This window comes from Hymenobacter lapidiphilus, from assembly GCF_003417065.2.
GTDB lineage: Bacteria > Bacteroidota > Bacteroidia > Cytophagales > Hymenobacteraceae > Hymenobacter.
Window position 1 is genome coordinate 120268 of the sequence record NZ_QVLT01000004.1, and the last position, 24671, is coordinate 144938.

At 41.9% G+C, this 24671-nt stretch carries 22 protein-coding genes; 11 read left to right on the plus strand and 11 right to left on the minus strand.

Features of this window, described 5'->3' with window-relative positions:
- Window positions 1-82: 82 nt before the first annotated feature.
- The 7 genes from D0N36_RS03710 to D0N36_RS03740 all read right to left on the minus strand — a co-directional run bounded on the left by D0N36_RS03710 (window position 83) and on the right by D0N36_RS03740 (window position 8682).
- Window positions 83-511, minus strand: coding sequence for a c-type cytochrome (locus D0N36_RS03710; protein WP_116939812.1), 429 nt, complete (start codon window positions 509-511; stop codon window positions 83-85).
- Window positions 508-1194, minus strand: coding sequence for an SCO family protein (locus D0N36_RS03715; protein WP_116939814.1), 687 nt, complete (start codon window positions 1192-1194; stop codon window positions 508-510). The genes D0N36_RS03710 and D0N36_RS03715 overlap by 4 nt, the downstream gene beginning before the upstream one ends.
- A gap of 13 nt (window positions 1195-1207) precedes the next feature.
- Window positions 1208-1633: a hypothetical protein gene (locus tag D0N36_RS03720; RefSeq protein ID WP_116939816.1), complete on the minus strand. Its 426-nt coding sequence runs from the start codon at window positions 1631-1633 to the stop codon at window positions 1208-1210.
- Between the two features lie 58 nt (window positions 1634-1691).
- Window positions 1692-1904 carry a hypothetical protein gene (locus D0N36_RS03725; protein ID WP_190242502.1) on the minus strand — a complete coding sequence of 71 codons (213 nt, stop codon included), beginning with the start codon at window positions 1902-1904 and terminating at the stop codon, window positions 1692-1694.
- Window positions 1905-2245: 341 nt separating this feature from the next.
- Entirely contained in the window at window positions 2246-4954 is a 2709-nt protein-coding gene (locus D0N36_RS03730) for a UvrD-helicase domain-containing protein (protein WP_190242503.1), read from the minus strand.
- Window positions 4955-5087: 133 nt separating this feature from the next.
- Window positions 5088-5993 carry a phospholipase D-like domain-containing protein gene (locus D0N36_RS03735; RefSeq protein WP_116939821.1) on the minus strand — a complete coding sequence of 302 codons (906 nt, stop codon included), beginning with the start codon at window positions 5991-5993 and terminating at the stop codon, window positions 5088-5090.
- 271 nt (window positions 5994-6264) lie between these two features.
- A complete protein-coding gene (locus D0N36_RS03740; protein WP_190242504.1) occupies window positions 6265-8682 on the minus strand; it encodes a KAP family P-loop NTPase fold protein in 2418 nt (805 codons plus the stop codon).
- A gap of 301 nt (window positions 8683-8983) precedes the next feature.
- Between D0N36_RS03740 and D0N36_RS03745 the strand changes: the two genes are divergently transcribed.
- The 6 genes from D0N36_RS03745 (at window position 8984) to D0N36_RS03770 (ending at window position 15665) form a co-directional block, all read left to right on the plus strand.
- Window positions 8984-9175, plus strand: coding sequence for a hypothetical protein (locus D0N36_RS03745; RefSeq protein ID WP_147320737.1), 192 nt, complete (start codon window positions 8984-8986; stop codon window positions 9173-9175).
- Between the two features lie 248 nt (window positions 9176-9423).
- Entirely contained in the window at window positions 9424-10275 is an 852-nt protein-coding gene (locus D0N36_RS03750) for a hypothetical protein (RefSeq protein WP_116939828.1), read from the plus strand.
- Between the two features lie 453 nt (window positions 10276-10728).
- Entirely contained in the window at window positions 10729-13314 is a 2586-nt protein-coding gene (locus tag D0N36_RS03755; protein ID WP_116939831.1) for an HsdM family class I SAM-dependent methyltransferase, read from the plus strand.
- Between the two features lie 549 nt (window positions 13315-13863).
- Window positions 13864-14856 carry a recombinase family protein gene (locus D0N36_RS03760; protein ID WP_116939834.1) on the plus strand — a complete coding sequence of 331 codons (993 nt, stop codon included), beginning with the start codon at window positions 13864-13866 and terminating at the stop codon, window positions 14854-14856.
- A gap of 76 nt (window positions 14857-14932) precedes the next feature.
- Window positions 14933-15127: a type II toxin-antitoxin system HicA family toxin gene (locus tag D0N36_RS20220; protein ID WP_116939836.1), complete on the plus strand. Its 195-nt coding sequence runs from the start codon at window positions 14933-14935 to the stop codon at window positions 15125-15127.
- A 100-nt stretch (window positions 15128-15227) separates the two neighbouring features.
- Window positions 15228-15665 carry a helix-turn-helix domain-containing protein gene (locus D0N36_RS03770; RefSeq protein ID WP_147320739.1) on the plus strand — a complete coding sequence of 146 codons (438 nt, stop codon included), beginning with the start codon at window positions 15228-15230 and terminating at the stop codon, window positions 15663-15665.
- Between the two features lie 76 nt (window positions 15666-15741).
- On the opposite strand, the gene D0N36_RS03775 is transcribed toward D0N36_RS03770, so the two are convergent.
- Window positions 15742-16950: a hypothetical protein gene (locus D0N36_RS03775; RefSeq protein WP_116939842.1), complete on the minus strand. Its 1209-nt coding sequence runs from the start codon at window positions 16948-16950 to the stop codon at window positions 15742-15744.
- A 514-nt stretch (window positions 16951-17464) separates the two neighbouring features.
- Here D0N36_RS03775 and D0N36_RS03780 point away from each other — a divergent pair.
- The gene (locus D0N36_RS03780) at window positions 17465-18073 is read left to right on the plus strand and encodes a hypothetical protein (protein WP_147320740.1); all 609 of its coding nucleotides are present in this window, start codon (window positions 17465-17467) and stop codon (window positions 18071-18073) included.
- A 21-nt stretch (window positions 18074-18094) separates the two neighbouring features.
- Window positions 18095-18667, plus strand: a complete 573-nt coding sequence (locus tag D0N36_RS03785) for a hypothetical protein (protein WP_147320741.1) — start codon at window positions 18095-18097, stop codon at window positions 18665-18667.
- A 135-nt stretch (window positions 18668-18802) separates the two neighbouring features.
- Here D0N36_RS03785 and D0N36_RS03790 read toward each other — a convergent pair whose 3' ends face one another.
- A complete protein-coding gene (locus D0N36_RS03790; RefSeq protein ID WP_116939851.1) occupies window positions 18803-19246 on the minus strand; it encodes a hypothetical protein in 444 nt (147 codons plus the stop codon).
- Between the two features lie 349 nt (window positions 19247-19595).
- Between D0N36_RS03790 and D0N36_RS03795 the strand changes: the two genes are divergently transcribed.
- Window positions 19596-20561, plus strand: a complete 966-nt coding sequence (locus D0N36_RS03795) for an ADP-ribosylglycohydrolase family protein (RefSeq protein WP_116939856.1) — start codon at window positions 19596-19598, stop codon at window positions 20559-20561.
- 16 nt (window positions 20562-20577) lie between these two features.
- Window positions 20578-21051 carry a hypothetical protein gene (locus D0N36_RS03800; protein ID WP_116939858.1) on the plus strand — a complete coding sequence of 158 codons (474 nt, stop codon included), beginning with the start codon at window positions 20578-20580 and terminating at the stop codon, window positions 21049-21051.
- Between the two features lie 409 nt (window positions 21052-21460).
- Here D0N36_RS03800 and D0N36_RS03805 read toward each other — a convergent pair whose 3' ends face one another.
- On the minus strand, window positions 21461-21805 hold the full coding sequence (locus D0N36_RS03805) for a hypothetical protein (protein ID WP_147320742.1): 345 nt from the start codon (window positions 21803-21805) through the stop codon (window positions 21461-21463).
- Window positions 21806-22242: 437 nt separating this feature from the next.
- Between D0N36_RS03805 and D0N36_RS03810 the strand changes: the two genes are divergently transcribed.
- Window positions 22243-22818, plus strand: a complete 576-nt coding sequence (locus D0N36_RS03810; protein WP_190242505.1) for a site-specific integrase — start codon at window positions 22243-22245, stop codon at window positions 22816-22818.
- Between the two features lie 185 nt (window positions 22819-23003).
- Here D0N36_RS03810 and D0N36_RS03815 read toward each other — a convergent pair whose 3' ends face one another.
- Window positions 23004-24275, minus strand: coding sequence for a hypothetical protein (locus D0N36_RS03815; protein WP_116939863.1), 1272 nt, complete (start codon window positions 24273-24275; stop codon window positions 23004-23006).
- Window positions 24276-24671: the final 396 nt, after the last annotated feature.

A 24671-nucleotide genomic window follows, 5' to 3' on the forward strand; every position in this document is an offset into this window, starting at 1 on the left:
TGAAACGGTTATCGTTCGACGAATGCACGCGAGATTCTTCGCGTTGCTCAGAATGACGTTCTTCTCTAATCTCTAATCACCGCTACTGCCCATCCGAGCCGTTGCAGCGGCCGAGGAGCTCCGAGGTTTCGCGCATGGTGTAGGGCTGGTTGTTGTTGCCCCAGTTGGTTTGCACGAAGTTGAGCAGGTTGGTGATTTGTGAGTCGGTCAGGTCTTCGTGGCCGGGCATTATCTGGTTGTAGTGGATGCCATTGACTACAATATCGCCCTGCATGCCCTTGCGGATGAGGCAGGGCAACTCGGCGCGGTGCTGGGCCACGTAGTCGGCGGCGGCCACGGGCGGGATGAGGCGCTCCAGGCCCTGGCCCTGGTCGCCGTGGCAACTGCTGCAGTGGGCGGCGTAGAGCTGGGCGCCTTCGTTCTGGCGTTCGGTAAAGCAGCTTTCCAGCGAGAAGGCAAGTGTCAGGAGCAGACTGCCGGCCCCCAGCAGCCGTAGCGGGCGGCTCCTCATTTGGCTGCCACGGGCTGCGGCGCCTCGGCTTCCTCCTTCAGCAGTACCGGAATGTCCTTAATGAGCTGGTCGACCTGCGCGGCCACCATCCCGTCGTACACGCCCCGCACCCGGCGCCGCGAATCGACGAGGGCGAAGGTGCCGCTGTGGGCGTAGCCGCCGGGTACAGTCGCGTCCACCTGCGCGCCGGTCATGTAGGCCTTGGCCAGCGCGAAAATGGAGTCGCGGGGGGCCGTGGCGAAGTGCCAGCGCGAGGCGTCGTTGATGCCCAGCCGCTCGGCGTAGTCGCGCAGCACCGGAATCGAGTCGTGGGCCGGGTCGATGGTGTGGCTCAGAAACAGCACGTTGGGGTTGGGTTCGAAGGCCTTGTACACGCGCAGCAGCTCGCTCTGCATTTTGGGGCAGATGCTGGGGCAAGTCGCAAAGAAGAAATCGGTGACGTACACCTTGCCCGCAAAAGTCTGGTTGGTGATTACCTGCCGGTCCTGGTTGGTGAGGCGGAAGGCCGGAATGGGGTCGGGCAGCGTGTCGGCGGCCGAGGTGGGCTCGGCAGACTTAAAGCCCAGCACCGGCAGGCGCTCAACTGGGTTTTCGGGGGCCGATGAGCAGCCGCCGAGCGAAAGGCTCAGGGCGGCCCCGGCAGCGGCCAGCAGCAGGCCGGCACGACGAAGCGGATAGGTCATTATATAAAACAGCTTATTGAGTAACAGAGGACGAAGGTGCCGCCGCGGGCGCGGTGCCCAGCAACTGGCGGGCGGTGGCCTGACTGCTATCAAACAAACGGCCCACCGAATCGATGCGTTCCTGCTGCATAGAATAGTAAACCAGCCGGCGGGCGTCGACCACGGTGTCGGCCGGGCGGCGGTAGCGGTGCATCCAGTCCATCATCCCGTTTTCGGCGCCCACGAGGGCCCTGCGGGCCTGGCCGATAGCCACGGTGTCGGCGGCCGGCGCTTTGGCCAGCTGCTGGCGCAGCTCGTAGAGCTGGTCCATTTGGGCCATCAGCGAATCGTGGCGGGCCAGTACGGTCTTTTCGGCCGTGGCCACCTGTTGCTCCGCGCTGGGCTGGCTCTGGCAGGCCGCCAGCAAGCAGAGCAGGCCGGCAAAATATAGCATTTTCATGCCCGCAAAGGTAAGCAGGGAAGATGAGGGTGCCGTGAAACAACGCCCGCTCACCTATTCACCACTGCACCGATTCGCCCCAGTGCCAGAGGGCGGCACCCAGCGTCCAGGCGGCCCACACGAACAGGCCCCCAATGGCCAGCAAAACCAGCAATAGCACCAGCAACAGGCCCTTGCCCGAGCCCTGGTACTTACCCTCGGCGTAGTGCGCCCGCAGCAGCGCCACGTTGCGGTTGTTGGCTTTATAGGCGAAGTCGAAAATGTTGCTCAAAAACACCGTTTAAATCCATTTAAGCTGTATTTATTATGGTTCTAGTATCTGTGTATTACTTTATGATAGCAAAAATTATACAGTTGATGTAAAACTGTATACAATCTCTGTGTGAGTTTATACAGAGTCAAATCTCATATCATTTGTACTCTACCTTGTTGGCTTACGAAGGTGATTATGCACCAATTGGAGCAACATGAAACATTATTGCAGCCAGAATATGCAACCAAATGTGCTGGCTGATCTTATAGGTTCATTTGCTGCACACGCATCATAAGATAGGTTTTGAAGCAACTTTATCCGTAGCATATCCCACCTTGACACTGTTTCTACCACTGCCACTACAGCACGTCTTGTGGCTCGTCAGACTCTGCAGAAGACGCAAGGCTTGCTCTGATGAGTGCTTTGAACTTAGCCTTGAGCAAAGCTTTTCGCTCTTCTGCCTCACTGTTGCTATTAGGCAACTGCTGCTCTGCAGGAGGTGCTACGCGTACCCATTCTTGGTAATCACATCCATATAGGTAATTAGAGCATCCATAAAATGCCCATGGTTTACCGTTTTTGGTACCAGTGCGTAGCAACGCATCTGCCGTGACACAATGAGGACATTTCTTTCGTTTAGGATCATCATCGTGCGCTTCCAACTCAGTGATAAACTGAGATTTGAAAGCAGGATTGGTTACAAGGATTACCTGCTCCTTAGCTCGTGTGAGCGCCACATAGAAGAGTCGCCGTTCTTCGCCGTTGTGGAACTGTTCTGCTTCGCTTAGTAATAGGCTTAGTACAGGGTCATCTGACATCTCGGAAGGGAACCCGAACTTACCTGAACTGCAGTTGAGTAGAATGACAATATCAGCTTCGAGCCCCTTTGCCTTATGGACTGTGAGAAATGGAATGTGCAGGGTAAGGGCTTCACCAAGCTCATTCGAATACGTGTAATGGATTGTGCTAGATGAATCAATGCTGAATGTTCGGTCGTTGTTTCTAATCCGTTTCAGGTCAAAAGAGTACCTGCCCAAGACTATAATTTCTTTCTGAGCAATTCCCGGAACCTCAGATATTAGCTGATCCAGCAACTGTTTAACAGTATCTGTATCATCTTGCTCCTGAGAGGTATTGTACACGATACGGTAATTCGTCTGGTTACCGATGCTACCGCTCTTCAATGATTTTCGCACTTGATTTGGATTCTTCGTGATAAACTCACTAGAAACACCGATCAAGGGCTCATGGAAGCGATAGGTTGTTTCTATCTTAGAATGCAGACTGTATCCAAAGTACTTGTTGAAGTTTTGAAACAAGGACATATCGCTGCCCGCAAAACGGTAGATAGATTGCCAGTCGTCTCCTACGCAGAATAGCTTACACTGCGGGTTTTGCTCTCGTAAAGCCCGTATTAGATGATACCTACCTTGGGAGATATCTTGAAACTCATCAATGATGATGTAGTCAAACCTCTCTCGATAAGCTCCTGAGCTAATGTATGAGGTTGCTTTGGTGATAAGGTCGCTGAAATCAAGCTCTTGACGTAATGCTAGTTCCTGTTCATAGCGCTCGTAGATCGGCGTTATTAGGTCAAGGAAATGCAGATTACGCTGCTTCTGGTGCTCATTGACTATTGAGTCATTTTGCCTCCGAACATCCTTGATGGAGTAGTTATTCGACTTCATCAGAACGATGAAGGTTTGCAGCAATGTGCTGAAGCTGTCAACTTCATCTGCTGCGGCATTGGCAATGATTTCCCAGATTTCTTGTGGGGATTTCGGCTGCAACACGATGCTGTGCTGCAATAGGTTCTCTGCTAGGTTTTTAAACAGGGTGTTCTCCTGCATCTCGTAACTATACGATTCCAAAAGGGTAGTGCCATACACGTTGCTGGTCTGACGAGCCCACGCCATTTTCCCTTGGTACTTAGCGCTTGCCTGCTCCCGCGTTTCACCATTCTTTGCAAAAAAGGACGGCACATTACCATCATGATCGACTCCGAAGTGCTCTAAGTAAAGCTTCTTGTCTCCTTGTGTTATGGTAAAGTCCGGTTTCCATTGCCCGTAAAGAGGCGAGGATGTGGGATGCTCGTATGGAAATTCATACTGATACTCGACCCCGTTGAAGAGAAGAAAATTGGCAATCTGGCATTCTTCTACACTTTTGACTACTTCCTGTTTGTAGGTTTTCTTCCCTTTCACCCAATGCTCCACGCTTTTGTAGGATCGAATATTATTATCCTTCAAGTGCTGAAAGTAGGCTCCTTGGTTCTGAAATTCCTCTGAAGACTTGACGGGTTTCAGATGATGGATGAAGTAGGTAGTTACTTTCTCAGCATATGCACGATCCTGCATAAGCTTCTTAAACGTAGCGCTGATGAAAGCACGAAATTGGCTTTCATCATACAGAGAAGGCTGTTTTTGCTCCACAGCGCAGATAACATCCTTGCCGAATTTGTGAAAGGTTCGCGGCTGCATCCCTTTGATACCAATGCGGTCAGCGAGTGTGGTGGCTGATTTACTGGTAAACGAGATGAGCAAGATGTTGCTTGGATCGGTGCGGTATCGGTCAAGTACGTACTTGACCTTGCCAATGATTGTCGTGGTTTTACCAGAGCCTGCACCGGCAACAATCAAGCTGTTGTCCTCATTGCTGATGATGGCAGTGCGTTGCTGCAAATCAAGGCTTCTGCCTTCTATATGGCTAAAGATGTTATCGTATCGCTGCAGTTCTTGCGGGATAAAATCCTTGTTGTAAGCTTGCCGGATCTCATCTCCCCGGTTATAATGGTCGAGGAAGGCTTGGATTGTGGCTTTCTCCAATGATGATAAATTAGTAGCCTCGTAAGCTAGCCCCTTGACTGCTTCAAAGGCAGCACTATACTGGTCCTTCCAGATTCTGAGTTTATAATTCTCAAAATAGCCCCATGAATAGGAAGTGAACGACTTGAAGGCGGACTCTGCCTCTACAAGCGTTATTAGCAAGATTCTGAGCTTCGTCGTTAGGGCATTGCGCCTGCTGGTTTCGGAAATCTGCAGATAGATTAGATAGACGACAAGCACCATGCAGATGCCCAATCCTAGATACGCCATGAAAAATGTTTGTGCCGAAAACTTACTTTAGGTCGGCGAGCGGAAAGGTCAGGTGAGTGGCTGAGCGGCTTCGGTCGAAGCCGTGATAGTAGCAGTGTTAGCTTGGTTAGGCATTCTTAAGCACGAAACGAGCTTTTTCTAGTGCCTGCTCATAATGGGCAGCAACAGCTTGCTCATCCGTATACTCATAACTCTTAGCGGCATAGATCTGAATGACGTTACGATTCCAATAGCAGCGGTACTCACCTAGTATTCTGTTAAATGTGGCTTCTAGTTGACTTTTTACCCGTTGATAGTCATGACTATTCCCAAATTCTAGCCGAATTGAGCCTTCGTAACGAAACGTGACGCCTAACCTTGGGAAGCCTTCCGCCATGATTGTCGTTCTCATCCCTGCCCCAAATAATTGAGGGCTGCTTTCTGTTTGGAACTGGATGGCAGAATAAGCCGGATTTTGCGAAAGAAGCTCATGCAGCTTCCGCACCTTCAGATTATGATCAAATGACTTGCTTGGAGCAAGGGCAACACTTACACTAGGTTGTGGCACCGCAACAGGTTGTTTGGCTAAGCTATCTGTTGTTCTTGTGCTTGCTCGGGCTGCTGCTATAATAGAACGCGCTTCCGCAAGTGCGTCAGCAAAGCATTCTTTATCATCACGTTGAGTCAGTACAATGCTCATCTCTCTGTTGTTCTTCTCAGAGAACTCATAAAGATTCATTGAGCTAACGATAAGTGTAGATTCATTATGATAACATTTTGCGTGCAGGTTTTCGAGGTAGAGTAGTTCTAGGTTATGTAACATATCAAGCTGCTGTCGTTCTCGTGGACGTAGCTCAGATTTTCCATATACCAACTTGATTTTCACTCCCAATTCGTTCGCCTCCGCTAATCGCTCTGATAGGATGCGGCTCAATTTCAAGTAGGGAGTTATGAGCACCAGATCAGATTTTGCCTTGATAATGATGTTCTCAATGAGGTGAGAAGTACCTGAAGTGGTAAGGAACTGTGGCATGTCAGAGTAAGGAGATGTAGCCAAAGCTAGCTAGAACAAGGTGATATGTATAAACTGTAATAATCATATATCTATGAGAGGAGGAAAGGGACTTAAGGTTGTCAAGTATCGTTACTGATAGCGGTGGTTTCAATAATGTATGTTTTTCGCATAGTAACACAAAATCAATGGATAGGACAAAGATTTGTAATTCAATGAGTTAATGTTAAAGACAAGTTGTAGCCGCCAAAGATCGAATTATGATTGATTGCAGGCAAAGTCACGTAATGCATTAGCTGTCTTTGTGTCCTTGAAAATCATAAGCAATAGGTTTGTAATTATTTTCAACAAACTTATCGTAGAAATCAGAGAATAAGCTTGTGAAACTATTCAGATCCTTGTTGTTATGTACAAGCGGTTTAAAATCGTTCCATGACCCAAAAATATCAGTGACTATATCGCTCACGGTATATTTTTCATCCATGCTTCTGTGTTCTTTGTTTGTTATGTCTCTTATAAAATCAGTATATACTTTAGTTTTTATAAATTCTATGAATATGCTGCGTGATCCTTCTATAGTTTTGCGACCCTCCTCGTGTATCGTGCTGCCGTGTCTTGACCAGCTTTTATATTTGCAGTTATGATATAGTTCCCATGTGTCTCTGGTCAATGATTCAGAAACGTTGCAATGCTGGTTAAAATAGCCTAGTGCAATGCTATGGCTTTCTTCCGTCGCAAGTGGAAAGCCATCTGAGAAATAACTATTTATTGATTCAATAAAATCAGACTCAAAACGAAAAGGATGTTTAGCTGACAGAAATAAATTTCTGATAAATTCTTGATATGCTACCTTGTCTTTGCTGTAATATTTGTTAGATATTCTATTTTCGTGGTCGGAAATTTTATTTCTCAAATCGTCTTTGTCGTAGCCGTTTAATGTGCCGAATACTTGTGAGAGATGTTCTGGATAGGGGGTATTGGCAAAATTAAATATTGTGGTTATGATTTTTTCGAAATCTTCACGATCATCAAACTGATGAATATCAAGGAAACGTTGTCTGATTTCCCATGAAAGCCCTTTAGCACACCATTCTTCAATGCTTTGGTTAAACACATGTTGTTCACTAGCTCTCGCTCTGCTGAATGCTACTTCTGATAAATTGTCCTCAAGGAGAGCGTATGTAGAATACTTTCTGAAGTTGCTAGGAAATGCAATTGAAAGTACCGAAGATGAGTAAGAGTTAATGTAACTGTCAGTAAATATGTCACTTAGCAGCTTTATTATTTGAGTAATATCATTTTTATTGATGGATAGATTTGGATTGTCTATAATATAGTTTTCTATTAAATATTTGCCTGTCTTTTCTTCAGTTGCAAGCTTATACCTTGCCTTGCTATATTGGACATATGTATCTTTCGTGCTTAGAAAGATATGGCTTTTCTTAAATAATAATTCATAGATTACTGGATATTTCATTCGAATTATTTCTATATTCATGAAGTCGACTATGTCCACTTCGTTTAAAAGTTTAGAAAGGTTTAGTGACAAGGAATTGCTGAAACGAGTTACCTCTCGAATATTCTCCAAATGATGAATAGCTGCAGTATTGCTTCTGTAGCTATCACTCTTGATAGCAGGTTTAATTACTGAATCGTAATGGTTTGGGAATAGCTTTGCTAGTTGAGATTCTAAGTGAAGAAGTAGACGCTCGGCTTTGTAATAAGGTAGGTTAATCTCAAGTTGAAATATTTTCTCTAGGAACTTGGTGTGGTTATGAATATTCTGTTGCGATAAAGCCTCTAAAACATAGTTTCGATCGTATGCAACGACAAAAAATGTATTATAAAAATCCGCGTTATTTCTGATTAGACGAATTACTTCTAATATTTCACTTTTGTCAGACCTGTCTAAATCATCAATGAATATAACAATTCGTTTATTGATTTTAGATAATGCTTTGTTTATCTGTTTGTAAAGTTCCTTGATAGAACTTTCACCTGCCACCAAAGTTATTGTTGACTTGATTGATTTAGTAATATCGCTATCATTTATTGATATAAGCTTTTCGCTATATGATCGTAGTAGTTGCGCTAATGATGAATAATATGGCGCTATAGCTTCTTGGACAGTATCAAAAAAGTCGGTAACTACTGCGTTCGGGGTGGTACTGTTCCAGGATGAGAAATCGATTAGTATAGTGTCATCACTATCTATTCTCTCTTTAATGAGATTGATGAATGAAGTTTTTCCACTACCCCAGGCTCCATTTACCCCAATCGCAAAAGAATGGTTAAAGCTGCTCTTGTTTATATATGTTGCAACAGTGGCTGCATAATCTTGGTATCCTAATGCATCACTGTCTGCAGTCCGTATAGGTTCGTCTGTTGCTAAGTGAACAGATCCTAAAGTGAGGGTTCTGCGGTTGTAGCGTGAGCGAAACCATAGTCCCATGTACACGGCTGGGTATGCCAAGAAAGTGTCAGCATATGCTAGATTGGATGCGACAGAGTAGTGAGTAAAGCTCCATCGCTCAGAGAAAAGCCGATAGCACAGATAAAGGGCTACAGCCAAAGCGCTACTGGTAGCGAGAGGACCTGAAGCAACATATTGCTTATGCTTGCGCAACATGAGTAAAGACGCTAGTGCGATAAGCCCGAATACAACATCATTGATGGTTCTCTTCTCAATCTTGCTAAACAAGGGTTGCACAAGAATCTTTGAGGCGAGGTCCTCGAAAGGCTGATGCAGCAGAATCGCGCAGCAGACTAGAAAAAAGAAGGCTATTATGGATTTCTGACTCAGAAAGTTCAGTACATGGTTGATCTTCTTCACTGTTGCTTCTGGGGACAAGGTTACATCGCATACCCGACAAGGTGTATGGATTCTAATGTATGAGCGAATGTAGCGTTCAGTACGATGCGCTGGATGATGATCTTATAAGAGACTGAACAGTCCAATTTTCGACTTCGTCTAAGTGTAGAAGTATCATTCATAATGTCATCAAGACATCATGGAGGATAAAAATAGTGCATATCTTGCTGATATTCAGTGTAATAATGGTCAGCAAGACGAGACCGTGGTAGGAGAAAGTATTGGACTTGCTGAACCTGAGATTGAGCAGATCATCAAAGGGCTTTTGAAAGAAGGTAGGATTGAACACCAGAGCTTTGAAATCTGTAGCTACAGGCTTACAGGTAGATAACCCATACATCCTGGTTCGGGCATACATATGTCTTCTGCAATATACAGCTAGAGTTTTCGATGATAAGAGATCTTTATTTGAAGGCTATCTAGCAGATATAATGGGTGTTAAGAGCGTTAAAGAATAGATTTGAAGGAGAAAGCACCTTATTTCATAATGTTCTTTCTACAGAATAAACCTCAGTGTAAGCTGGGGCTTATTCATTGGCTTCTATCTTCACTGCTAACATCGTAGACCACACCTAAATAATGGATATCATCATAGGGGATTTTGAGCTATATCTCCACTTTCAACGCCAGTCTGCTACACCACAACGTATCTTCAAGTCGCAAGCCGATTTGATTGTTGCACTTGCAAAGCTTGATGACCTACTAGCACAGACTGTTGCTCAAGAGCTACACGTAGAGCTAATACTTGATGATGTACAAGTAGGCTCCTTGCGCTCTAAGTTAGCAATGCTATTGAGAGAAGTTCCTGATGAAGCCATTAAGGACTTTGACTGGCAGAAACTAGTAGGACACTTTCTTCTTAAAGCCAAGTATGTGCTTCTGAAGCATTTAGAAGATACAGGGGAGTTTACCTCGGGGCAGCAAATAAAGGCTATTCAACAGGAAATACAATCATTAGCTGAGCCAACACAACCCAATCAGCTTACTGTTGCTGGACAAATCCCTTTAGATAAGCTGACCGGGTTTATTGAATCTATAGTACGATCAGTAAGCCCTTTATCTTCAGGTGACTATGTTGAATACAGATCAGCAGTAGGTAATGTGAGGTTGAACCCTAACTTCAATACCTCCAACTTAAATGCACTTGTAGCTGCCGATGCTCAGACCACGGAGCACGAATATCTCATGAAAATCAAACGCGCCGATTTTCTTGGCGACTCTATGTGGGATTTCATGCTACGAGGCAGAATGATTTCTGCCAAAATCGTTGATAATGACTGGTTAGTAGAGTTTCATGAAGGACGTATTAATATTCTTCCTGGTGACTCCCTATTGGCACGCTTACGTACTGAGTATACCTATGGTCCTAACTTCCGGAATGCTCAAGAACACCACACAGTACTGAAAGTGCTGGATGTTATAAGGCATTGATTCACATGAAGAATAAAGACAGGCGCAAGTAAAATGAATTAACAGGGCAACCTGCAGAATAAATAGGCAATATAAAGTGACTGCTTGAACGATGTAGATCAATACGTAGCATGACATTTATTCAGTATTGAAATTGTGGTCACTAAGGTTAAGTTATTCCTTGATCAACATCGGCTACTACACAAATAGCTAAGGTATGCCGGTGCAAACGAGATATATGACATTAACTACTTCCCAATCTGTGTGTGTTATATGTACAATAATATACTGATATTGTTATAGATTAATGCAGATGTTAATTAAGTATATTGTAGTGTAAATAACTGATAGAGATTAGGTTATCATTATGATTTGCTTTGCTTTGAAGCAGTCGTGGTTTCTAAGTTGACAAATGGTAATTTGCTTGACATTTCGCGAACAAAAGTGTTCGTTTCCTTCAAAAAATAGTACAATATGTCGACAGGTCTTACCATAGTCTGCCCTATTCGAGGAGTCCTGAAAGCTGCTGCAAAAAGCAAGAACGGTCTTAAACCATCAGAAGAAAGAATCCGAGTTGAAGCTATTAAGCATCTGATTCAACTTGGTTACCCAAAAGATCATTTTCAAATTGAAACTGTTGTAAAAAAGTTTGGCAATTCAGGTAGAAATAGCCTTCGAGCTGATTTCACTGTTTTAGATGTGCCCGTTGCTTCTGTAAAATCTACTGATATTGATACTATATTGGAGCATGCAATAATTTTATGTGAGGTCAAACGTGATAGTACTAAGATTGAATTGACTAAGGCAACGCAAGTGAAACCATTACTAGATTTCGCAAAGCGTGATGATAGCATTGCTATATATTGGGACGAGATTGAGCAAAGAATTTTTTGGAATGAAAGGAAAGGTGGCAAACGATCTGTCAAAGAAGCTTCACTGGCTTTACTTCCTAAATACGGACAAAAGCTTCTTGTCAAAGCTATCCCATTTAGTGCTACTGTTGCTTCTGATAATCTATTAACCCTATTCTCAAGGATAGAGGATTTGCTCCATGCCGCTACGATTGATCCAGACAAGCGGTATGGCGTAATGATGCAGCTTATATTAAGTAAGCTTTACGATGAACATAGCAAGCAAGCGAAACCTCACGAGGAATTAGAGATACAAGACTATGAATCACTAGGTTATAATGGTAGTAATGCGCTTGTTAAGTTCAATGCGTTATTATCTAAAGCTGTGGCGTATTATGAGAAGGCACTTCCTCAACCCGTTTCTACTAGTTTGCCTGTTAAGGTAACAGGTTCAGTATTGTTGGAAATATGTAAGTTGCTTGCCCCCGTAAGGCTAATTGCCTCTAAGAGAGAGGTAGTTCAGACATTTTACATGAAATTCGCTAAGGGGTTGTACAAGTGGGACTTGGCTCAATTCTTTACTCCTCCTACAGTAACTGACTTTGTTGTTAATATACTAAACCCTCAGTTTGGCGAACACATTAAGGATCCAGCTTGTGGAAGTGCAGACTTTCTAACTGCTGCATTTCACATAGGTAGAGATAAGGATCCTAATTATGCGTCATGCGTTTGGGGGGTAGATAATTCTAATAATGCCGTTCAAGTCGCCATTCTTAACATGATGTTAAATGGTGATGGTAAATCGAATATAAAAGAAAGAAACTCTCTTGTAAACATTAACAACGAAAAGGATAAATATGAAATTATGGTATGTAACCCTCCGTTTGGTGTTAAAATAACGGAGAAGAACCCTGATATTCTCAAACAGTTTTCATTGGGCTACGAGTGGAAAGAAGATCACGGAAAATGGGCGCAAACTTCTGAGTTGCTTGATGCCCAGGAACTTGGTATACTTTTTTTAGAAGTTTGTGTTGTTCAAGCTAAACCAGGTGGAAGAATTGGGATTATTCTTCCCAATGGATATCTTGGAAATACCTCAAAAAAATATATGATTTTTAGAAGGTGGCTTATGACTCATTGCAGAGTTGCAGCCATATGCTCATTTCCGAGATTTACTTTCAAAACCAGCGGTGCTGATGTTAGCGCGAGTATCATATATCTTGAGAAAAGGGAATCCCCTCTTTTAGACTTCATGACAGATGATAAATACTCTTTCAGCGTTCAGATGATTGAAAAAGTCGGCTGGAATCTTGGGGATAAAAAGGCAGCTGTCAGTTATAAGCAGAATCCAGATGATGGGACTTTTATTGTTGATGTTGATGGTGAGCTAATGCTTGATTCTGATTTTGATAAAGCATTGGCTGATCTTCGTAATAGTCAGGCAAGTGTTCATTTCCCATGGTTGCTTGAAGATAAGACCATTAGCCCTGATGGAACAGGATGGAGTGTTTCAATTGATAATGTATTAGGGGACCCTTATTTAACGTTGGATCCCAAAAGGTATTCTAATAAATATACAAAATTGATAGAAGCGATTAAGAAGGAGGACTATTTTAGATTAGGTGATGTTGTAGAGATTTTGCCTGAAATGCATACTTCCTCTGGTAAAAAGGTAAAGAGGGTGGCGAAGCATGTGTATAAATACGTGCAAATTGCTGATATGGACTTTGGTGATTATAACTCCTCTGAGCTTCGTGGGTGGGAGTTGCCCGGTCGTGCAAAGCATTTTGCAGAAGCTGGCGATTTATATTTAGGGTCGATTTGGGCAAGCGTATCCAAGTGGTGCTTAATATCTAAGAATGCGGAGGATACTGTCGTGACCAATGGCTGTTATAGACTAAGAGCAAAGGCAGGCGCTGAGGATCTAATGCCAGACTTAATATCATTCATTTGCACTGAAAATTATCGTATTCAGATGCGAGCTATCTCAAGAGGATCAGATGGTATGGCTGCAATAACTGCCGAAGACCTATTAAACGTATTAGTTGTGAAGTTAAGTGAAGATGCTAGAAATGAAGTGAAGCCTTATGTTGACGGTCTCTTAGAAGGTACGTCAAATATCAGAGCAAAGGTCTCTGCATTGCAGCAGGATAAAGTGATTTCCATACCTGACCATGCATACAGGTCATCTCATGTAATCCTCGTTTAACCAAACCCCTCTTAACGCATATACAAAAGAAGCCGGTTCATCTGAACCGTCTTTTGTATACAAGTGATGGGGCGATGGGGAGTGGTTTTTATATATAATGTATATCCAGATTTAAAAAACAGAAATTACACATGGACATTATAGATGCTATAAAGGGGTATTCAGATCGTGACTGTTCGCTACGATCTAGTGCTTCAGGAGGATGGCTTGTTATTGAAGGGGGTATTGAAATCGCCATAGGTAAGGAGCGTTACGGCGAACTTTCTGACGCATTTGGAAGCGAGGTGCCGATTTCAGTAAATTCTCTCATCAAGAGGTTAAAAATTAACAGGGTTCTCGACGTTGAATGAATCGAGTTTTGAGATTAAGCCCACATTAGATTGAACATAGGGTTTTGTTGATAGATATGTCACGGGTAATTATGGGGTTGCGCATTGCTTAGACGCACGGTTGTGTAGTCTTCAACCACTTGTTACATACTAGTAACGACCGTTGCTAGTATGTAACAGAAATCATATCTTTGTAATGATATCAACATCATCAGTAAGTATGAAGACATACATCAGCTACATTCGAGTATCAACTGCAAAACAAGGTGCTAGCGGTTTAGGCTTGGAAGCTCAACGAGCAGCTGTAGCAGCTTATGTCAAAAGCACTGGTGAGATTGTACAGGAATATCTAGAAGTTGAAAGCGGTAAGAACAATGCCCGCCCAGTGCTTGGCAAAGCAATAGCGGATAGTAGGAAGAACGGACACACATTAGTTATTGCAAAACTTGATCGTTTATCACGTTCAGTTTCCTTCCTGTTCAGCTTACTGGATACCAAAGTTGATTTCGTTGCGGCAGATATACCTACGGCAAATACCTTGACTGTTGGTATGTTCGCCACCATTGCGCAACATGAGCGAGAAACCACTGTAGCCAGAACAAAGGCAGCCTTACAAGCTAAACGGGAAAGGGGTGAACCACTCGGTAACCTAAATAATCTAACTGATGCTGGTAGGGCGCTAGGTCGGGCTGTAATGCAAGAGAATGCACGTATAGCGGAGGCTAACGTTCAAGCATCATACTTAATCAAGCTGATCATGCAGCAGCAGCAGCAAAAGCCAACGTTACGATCTGTAGCAGCAGTGTTGAACGCACAAGGTTATAAAACTAGGAGAGGTAGTGAGTTTACTGCTACTCAGGTTATGCGACTCTATAACCAAGTAGGAGCTGAAGCTGCTACTGAGACTGTAGCAGCTTCTACCTATCCTGCTGATCTGCTGAAGAACCTTGCTGACACTGTGCGTAACCGCACCGCTATCACCTTGCAGCATGTTCTACAGGCTAACTCGTGGCATATTGACGGTTACGATCTGGTACTTGATGGTGTGGCTAGCAGTGATGTTGATGTTAAATCCCATAACACGTTACTACGCTGCACCAGTACAGATGATGTAGCTGATGCACTAGAACGCATACTCTATCCTAGACGCTGGTATAAGAAGCATGGTGAACTGCAAGTCACTCAGGAACAGATAGATGCTGCGTTCAGGTAAATTTATGTTTACTTTTCTTGTGTAAAAGTAAACGATTGTTTACTTTTGTCATGTTCACCAACAGTTAGCGCATGGCATGACAATAACAGACCTGATTAGCAAGCTAGAAGCAGACGGATGGTTTTTAGCTCGTTCAGCCAAACATAAGACCTACGAGCATCCGACCAAGAAAACACTATCGGGCAGACCTCTCATGGTACCACATGGTAGCAGCAAGGAACTCAAGATAGGCACACTAAATAACATACTGAAAGATGCGGGGCTGAAATAGCCCCCATTTTTCTATGCTTCAGAATTTCACATATATGTAATACTGAGGCTTTTCATACGAATAGATTTGTACAAGTTGTAGTGTGCAAATCACCTAGCGCATGACTAATAATCCTAGTTATGCGGAAAATCTACAGCAAAATTCAAAAAGACCGCACAAAATGAAAACCGTAAGCTTCTTGATCGAAAAGGTAGAGGGGGGCTATACAGCCTACGCACAAGACTACAGTATCTTAGCAGAAGGTGATACATTAGAAGAGACGTATAAAGATGCTACTGAGGCATTTGAAGATCAGTGTGAGTATTTGAACGAGAGTCCTAATGATTATAGAATTGAGTTCAAATACGATTTGCCTACATTATTTGAAGTATATAAGATCGTAAACGTTGCTGCATTGGCTGAAAGATTGAACATGAATAATAGTCTTATCAGCCAATATGTTACGGGTAAGAAAGAACCCTCAGCTAAGCAGAAACTACGAATAGAGCAAGGTTTGCATGAGTTTGCAAGAGAGTTGTTGAAGTTCTCTTTTGCCTAGTATCTTTGCAGCCTCACACACCTATTAGTACGAAAGAGCCGGTATTGTAATGATATCGGCTCTTTTCATTGCCTCTTTATTTAGACAAGAAGTCAGCAAGAGGCTTATGCTTAGGATGTGATAGAAAAGTCATGTCTCTCCTAATCCCGTCACTTGTGGCTTCTTTGAATACGAAGACGATACTAATAGACTCGGTAATAAGATGATTGAATAATTTGTAGTCGATATCTTTCTTGCCAATAGGTGAAAACATGGGTGTGTTAGGGCTATGCCCTTTAGTTAAATCAATTTCTATAAAGATTATCTTGTTGAAATCAGATGGAGCGTCTTTATGCTGGCTAATCTTGCCTTGAACTTTGCTTAGTAGGTTCTGATTTGCTCTTTCAATAGGATGAATTTTCATGCCTGTTATAACAACTTGACCTCTTCTTACATCGGTTGGGTCTATTTCTGTATGAAAGGAAATTATAGCTTTGTATACATCTTTTTTGTCTTCAACTTCTTGTTCATGGCTTGTTCCAAGGTGATAAGGTAATATTTCGATATCAAATTCATCTGATTGATACTTCTGAGGAATGTATATTGTTAAACCTTGAGTATTAAAACATTGCAAGTAGTTTTTATACAGTTGCCATATCATGCCTTTTGCTCTATCAATAGAGTCTGAAAGTGCTTTATTGGTTTTAAAACGTATATGACCACGAAACATCTTGTAGTCAACTATTTTGCTAGTAGCAAAAGCAGTTATCAGATACTCAGATATTTGCAACATACTTTTGTTTATTGGCTCATCGACTCTACAGCATTCGACAAGATATTTATTGCCTGAAAATTCGAAATAATTATCGAGTGGTTTATTATTTCCGTTGCTATCGGTATAGCTAACTGTGGATATAGTTTGTATATTATTTGAAGTAAGAAACCTATCGATGTAAACTTCAAAAAGTAAATTACTCAAATTAGCATGTGAAATGTAGCCTTTTTTTGATTTTATCAGTATATGCGGAGTATGATCTTTTGCATACAATATTAGTAGTGCTAATTCATTGACTAGGTATATATCTTGCTCCTTGTCGCTACTGAGTAGATACACAAGGTAGTTTTCGTCATCAAATTTCTTAGTGCCAACTACGTAATCTCTAGGGTGAAAAAAAGCACGTAGAATGCTTTCAACTACTGTATTGAATTTATAAGGTTCGTCTAAAGGTTTGCCAAGTTTAAACTTCTTTACGCCAACATTTTCTTTCCATTCTTGAAGCAAGTCCTTGCCAGTATTAATCTTCATATGCAGTTTGTATATAAGGCTTGATTAAAGATACAAAAGCCTGTGCTGAGAAAGTACAGGCTCTTACACTAGGCTAGGCAGAGTTCATCATCGTTGGTATCATCATGCTCGCTCTTAGCTGCCTGAACCCTGATACGTTCCGCATCAGCACCGATCAGTTCACGTAGCTCAGTACACTTGTCAAGAATCTCTTGTTGCTTAGAGCGTATCTCAGTGCGGTTCGTGGCTAACTCAGGATGATGTATGGTTATTAGAGTCAACAAGACGTTGCATCACATCCTTGATGCTCTTGACCTTCAGCCTCTTTATCTCTTGTAGTGTGGTGGTGTAGAACTTGATAGTTCTAAGATTACTCATGTTATTCATAGTAGTTAGATGTTTAACGTATATCAGTATCTAAAACTGATAAACCACTTTTGATGATGAAAACCACAAAATACTTTAACTACTTATATCTGCTATAATCTAGTTGATGATCAAGATGCTATCTTGCTCAAAATCTTACTGACTACTCATGCTACTTCAAACAGCACCTTTTTTATCTACAGCTACTATAGTTACTATAACTGTCTCAGTTATAGGTGGTCTGATTCTATGGCTGCTAGATAAAGCTTATACGGCACGTAAGAAGCGGAATGAAGCGAAGAATGCGCAGCCTAAACTAGCAGTACGGTTAGAATTTCTAACAAGGGGTAGAATGAATGAAGGTATTTCCCACCTAAATAATTTTACGCCCGATACCGTTGTTGATGCAGGTAAATTGAACGAAATAATAATCAATTTTAAACTTGATTGGGATTTTGCAATGCACATCACCAATCAATCAGATGCGCCAGCTTATAAGATTAAATTAGTGGTGCCTGAAACAAAAGGTAGATTCATAGTGAAAAAAGAGATTGATTATACTAAGCCGTTTGTGCATGGTGAAACCAGAGCGCATGAAATCAAAGTTGTTCAGTATTTTGTGGGCACTAGTGTAGAGGCAGATGTTATATTAAGTCAAAAGCCATTTACTGAAATCGTACTTGAGTACGAAAACTCAGTAGGCTCAAGATTTGCAACATCATTCTTTCCTAAAGAAACTGAAGAGAGTAATAAGAACATCTATAGAGTTGTGGCATAATAATTCATTGGTATAGTTTGTATGGGATTTTTTGATTTTGCCTCAATAGGTGACCATAAAGATTTTGATAGGTATGAAAATCTTTATAAGGCGCTGATATGGATTCTTGGTGGCTTATCTCAAGTAATTATAAGCTATTTTAAATCAAGATGGAATAAACCAAAGTTGATGATCAACTTGGTGAATCCAAATAATGGTAGAAGTGACCTTTCTTCTGGTCTTTGTCGAATTGTTTATAATTTCTCATTCGATATTATAAACCAACGGCAATTAGCTGCTCACCATGTCTCTGTTGATAGTTATGAATTGATTGATGAACTAGTTGGAAAAGTTAAGTTGCTGCATACAACTGAAATCAGTTATTTAACCATATTCAGTTACAATGCTGCTCAGAACTTTACTATGCGTATTGAGGCTGATGTAGATGCCGAACTTGCTGATAGAATGATAGATGTGAACCCAATTAAACAGTTGACTCTTGAATACCAGAACGAATCTGGTGCTTCATTCAAAACCATATTTTATCCGTACGTTACTGATATAAGCAAGAAGCATAAGTACAGGAGACGGATTGTGTTTAATTGGTGGTTATAATAGGAAGGTTTTAAACCTTATCGCACGCTTCCTTATTGTAAATGCACTAGCTCACTGGTAACACATCTATTGTAGTGCCACTCACTTCAGACTAATCTGCCATCATCTACACTTACCTTGCTGCATTATCAATCATCAGGATTCAGCTATCAATTTATTAGCATGAAAAAGTTGTACATGATCCAAGATGGTGGGGATGAGGGTCTCATGAGGTTGTAGAATAGAAGATACATTATAGTAAACCGCTTCGTCTGGTGTTTCAGCATTGAATGTCACTTGGTTTATTCCTTCAAGCTTGAGCGCAGTCAGCTTCGTTTGTATCACGGAGAAGAAAATTAGCAAGGTGGTGAGATCGGGGATACCACCAAAAACCAATGAGATTTTGGCTCCCTGCTGTGTAAAGCCAAACCCAGCTGGTAAATCAGCCATACTGATACCATACACATCATGCAGGTAGTAAAAGAAGGCTTCTGCATTGATCGGAGGTGTAGGCTCAGGTTCAACAGCCAGTGAGTCAATGTCTTGCTGGGAAATATTCTGAAGAGCTATTTCCGCTTCATAGGCTTCATACGTTTTCATATGTTGCAATGGGATAGATGTCTGATTCATTAATAGATGTTATAATTTATATAATATGGTGTGTACGTCGCGCAGGAGGAAGTAGAAGCGGGTGTCTTCCACAATAACATTGAGTTGCTCTTTCGCTAGAAGCCGTTGTAGACGTGTTAAGGGGATATTGTATAATTCAGCTATCTGCTTGCGTGTAACGTATTCCTCGCTATCGTAATAGTGCTTAACTTTATAGATCATGTAGTACAACGGTTTACCTATATATATAATGTATAAGGTGCGTTTCGGTGCAGTGTCTACCGCATGAATCCTTGATCTGTTGAGATGGGTGTAGAAGAAGAGAACTTTAAACTTTAATATGAACAAAGACAGGATCACCACGATAACCAAGCGCTTGCTACTTGCCATTGCTACTGCTGATGCATTAGGAGTACCCGTAGAATTTGAGCCCCGGTACAATCGACAAATAGATCCTGTGAGTGGTATGAGAGGATTCGGGACGTTTCAACAACCGGCAGGGACGTGGAGTGATGATTTTTCTCTCACAGCTGCGACCATAGAATCCTTCATCCATGCTGGACCCAACCAAATTGATGTTGAAGATTTAGGCAGACGCTTCAGAAATTGGCTGGACTATGATTACTGGACCGTCGATGGTGTGTTCGATGTGGGTATCGCCACTCGTGCTGCCATTGAGCGAATGCGGGAAGGGTGCCGCGCTGAAGAGGCTGGTGGAGTTGATGAGTATGACAATGGCAACGGAGCATTGATGAGAATACTACCGTTGCTGCTGCACCCCTTGTATCAAGCAGGAAACGCATCAAAACGGCAAACGCTCATCGGTCAGGTTGCCAGTGTGACCCACCGTCACCCCCGTTCTACGCTAGCGTGTTTTATCTACCTTGAACTCGCAGACCAACTTTTGCAGGGAGTGGGCAAGATGGAAGCATACACACATGTTTGTGATAGCATTTCATCAACGCTTTCACATGAGTTGACACACGAGCTAGGGCACTTCACCCAAGTGCTGGATGGAAACTTACATCTATTGCCAGTAAGTCAGATCCAATCATCAGGATATGTAATTCACACACTTTCAGCAGCTATCTGGTGTTTGCTGAAGAATGTAGGGTTTACCGACACAGCGTTGGCAGCCGTGAATCTTGGAGGTGATACGGATACTACTGCTGCTACAGCAGCACCACTAAGTGTTCTAGCCGCAGATGAAAATGATATCATCATTCCAGCCTGGCTGCAAGTAGTTGCTAAACGTGATAATATTGAAGATTTGGCGGATCGGTTCATCGCAAGAATGTGGGCATGATCAACGTTGTTGGTTCATGCTTAAATCTTTATTACTGATTGGTGTCCTCTTGTTCGCGGTAGACGCTTACAGCCAAAGACCTTCACCTGCATTCAAGCCCGCATGTGACTTAAAACGGTTGAATGAGGAATATGCAAAATTGCTTTACGCAAAACGAAGATTAGTCAATCCCAAGGCTAAGCTAGTGGTGTTTGATGTTGCAATGTTGTCGAATGCCACATTGCACAATAAGGCAATGGATGAGAGAGATAAACTCTATCACTCCGACCAAGCAAAAAGTGTTGAGCTAATTGGGATGAGTACTGAATTCATCAATTTACAGCGTGACCCCAAGCGGATTGCAGAGCATATCTGGACCATCTTCAATAGTTCGTTCAAGGGACATTGCGAAGCTCAGGAGGATGGTGAGAGATACCGAATCGCAATAAGCTGTAGCCAGAAATACTTCGTGGTGCGAATGCAGCCTATTCCAGTGATGTATGGATATTAGACATTTACATACATCCAACCGTGAAAAACACGTAACAGACTTTTTATGGCACTACACAGCAGATCCGTGAACGGTGTGCCTTAATAGTTTACCGACTTGGGTGTGAGAGCGGTAGTTGTCAAACCAGTTGCGGACGTTCCTCTGGTGCATATTGACGAATACGAGTTTTACAGGTGCTATTTCAGCATCAGTAAATATTGGTCGGCGATATAAATACTACGGCTACAATAGCATTAGTTATTCTCGCAACCGATGAGGCTAATAATAGAGATATGAATGGCTTAGCGGGTTGGTTAAATAATCATCTATTGAGGAGATAGCAGGTAGGGTTATTTCAAAAGCATGGATTTGATGTGATTAAAACACACCAAATCCATGACATTCATAACGCCTATTAGTAGTTGGGAATTTATAAAGAGAGTGATTGCATAATTATTTTTATCTTGGATTTGCGTTCGAGTGATTTTGTTTCATTTTCTATGTAAATCTTGCAATGAGGTTGGTCAAAGTAATAGTAGTCACAACGGTTGTAATGGCAAAAACGCATCATTAGAACTTTTTCATTTACCTCGAGTGCTTTAGCTATGATTTTAATATTACTTGCATCTAGTATGTAACGGATGCCAAGTCTGTCATTTACAAACAAATAAGATCCTGCGCAGTTGCCCATTTTGGCTCTAGGTGACTTAGCACGTGAAATTTTTTGAAGAGCCTTCAATAATTCGAGTTTAGTCGGATATGAGATGATGTTCATGATTAAGGGAGTTAGGAGATGAAATGAAAAATTTGTGTCTACTATGCTTGAATTATCAATATGCAAAGCTAACAATTGTACTTTTTATAGACAATAGGGGATCCAAAAATTGAAATTTGAGATTGTGGGAATATATTCTCACATTTAATAAAATGCAGAAAAATGATTGAATTGATGTGGTCTGGTTTCAGAAATGAGAATACATATCTTTGTAGATTCTTGAAATGTTCATAATCAACATGCAAGTGTATAATGCATATACCATTGTACATGAAAACCAATGTGCACAAGTCGTCCTCTCAGTGTATAAGAAGCAATGGATGAGTATCAGCCAGTTTACAAGTAGAGTAATAAGATTTAGTCCTTCTCATGATCTGACATTACGGATTGTGTGATCATCGGACGATAAAATGCTAATAGTAAATAACTTGATTGTTATGGCAGCGCCATTAAAGTGGAGCGAATTTCAAGAAATACTTGACCTAGTCAAACGAGATGCGACGAAGGACAAAGACGTTGGATTGTATCGCTTCCTCATATTTGCTACCTTAAGTGGATACCGAGGTCTACTTGCAGGAGACGTACTGAAGATGACATGGGGAGATGTCTATAAGGCAACTTATCCATCGTTTCGAGGCTGGCTGAAGAGGCATCCTCGTAAAGAGGATGACATACTCATAGAGATAGCCTATAGATTAGCTGTTAAGAGCTTAGGGGAAAATGCTAATAGTTCTAATGACTATGGTATGAATCTTTCAATTATGCCTCCCTTAAAATCAGATGGCACAAAACCCATGTCAATACAGAGCCTGAATCGTTTGCTGAAAGATGTTTTTCTGCACTATGGTAAGCCTGTACAGATGTTATCAACGCACACGTTTCGTAAGACATATGCTAAACACATATATGAGCAAAAAGGTAAAACTACTAATGCGCTGATTCAGCTATCAAAAGAACTAGGACACTCTAGCTCATCAGTTACAAAGAAGTATATTGATATAAACAATGGTTAGTTAATGTTGACGGTGATTGTGGGTTGTATTATGTTGTGCTATTATAGTTGGTTAGTAATAATATGTAAATCATATGATATTAGGTTCTGAAATAAATATATGAATAGAAGTAAGTTTAATAGTTGATGTATCTGAGATTTTAGTAATGGTTCTTTAAAGACAACTTCAGATAATTGTGATGAATACTAATTTAGTTTAGGCTTAAGACCTAACTTGTTCATTTCACGTTTGAAAATCTTATTTGCTTTTACCGCATCCTGCTTCTTCACTACAAGTGCGTCATGGACTGTCACCACGTCCGTGATACCTTCAGCAACAAGTGCCTTCACAACGCGGGTATACATGATACCAGATTCAATACGCTGAGCCAACAAGCAATTGTTAGCATACCGTTTTGGCTTTTGGGTGCCATTCTGCCCGAATTGCCAATCCAAACGCTTAATCTTGAAAAACAGGTCATGCAGGTGTGGGAATAGACTTTTGAAGAGTTCGTAACACTTTTTGCTTTCTAATCTCTTCACTGCACGCTTGAGCTGTGCTGCTGTACCTAACACGCTAGCGTTAGCAACCTCGTCTTGACGCTGCTGGATCGTCCCCTTCGCCATGTTTACGTAACTGCCGAAGAAGGCTGTGTAGCACACAACTTTGGCTTGCGGGCGGGTGATTACCATACCGTATGCAATCTCATATTGCTTTTGTATGTATTCGTAGATGGTGCCGGCTTCTGTGAGGCGCTTAAATTTGACCACATCTTCTTTGTCTTCAACTGCTTTGAAGAGTGGAATAGCTTCGACACACTCAGGCGCAAACTTCTTAATCAAACTGCTAGTGGCAGCAGCGAGAAAGAACATTTGTGAGCAAACGATATCAAGTTCTACCAGCTCACTTGCTATACTATTGCTGAAGCGTAGAAAAGGGCGTAAAAGCTTGTGCATTCTCGTGATTGCAGCGTGAACACGCTTGCCGAAATCACACACTACGAAACGTTTATCTACATCATGATTGAAGAGGTCAATCATGGTGCTAGGGCACACATCTGGTAAGCCAGCCTGAGTCAGTATGGTAGTGATAACTGCTCGTGATTCAGGAGTGTCTATCAACACCAAGTCTTTCATCTTGCCAATGACGAGGTTGCGATAGTATTCATTCGTGGAGGTAGTGTTTACTGATAGGTCATTGACCTTTGTTATCATTCGCTTATTGTTGATTGGTTCTTTGGTATACAGTTTTTTAGTGCTTAATAGGCGAGGGTGAATGCGGTAAGATTTTGCGATTTTCTTATTCTCACTAGCATATCCCTTTTCAAAATACTGACCATGCTCGTTGTATTTGCATACTTCTATGTATTCATTGTCAAGTAGAGTATTGATCACTTTATAATATGTCTTGCCAAGGATCTTTTCTAGCTTGTCTGAGTGTATCTGAGTAAATCCATTTAGGTTATTCACTCCTTTCATAGAAACAAGCTTACAGCAAAGATGTGTGAACAATAGGCAGGTGTTTTCAGTTACCTGTGATCTTCGGGATTCATCTGTTAAATGAGTATTTAGATTGTTAATATCTAAATGTGGAGGTAGAAAGTAATATTTCATTGATAAATACTGGTTTTGCTTTTATAATTATCCTATTGATATTACAAGAGTGTGATGTTTGATTTGTGTTTATATATAGACTGTGGTTCGTTCCATATCTTGTTTATATGTTATTAAAAAAAACTTATTTGGTTTTAACCTGATGAGATAAAAACCATAAAAAAATGCCCAGTCCCTTGCGGGTGGGCATTCTCTTTTATCTATATTATAATGATGAGATGTGCCTACCATATAGGAGGTTATAGAACATAATAGTAGTCT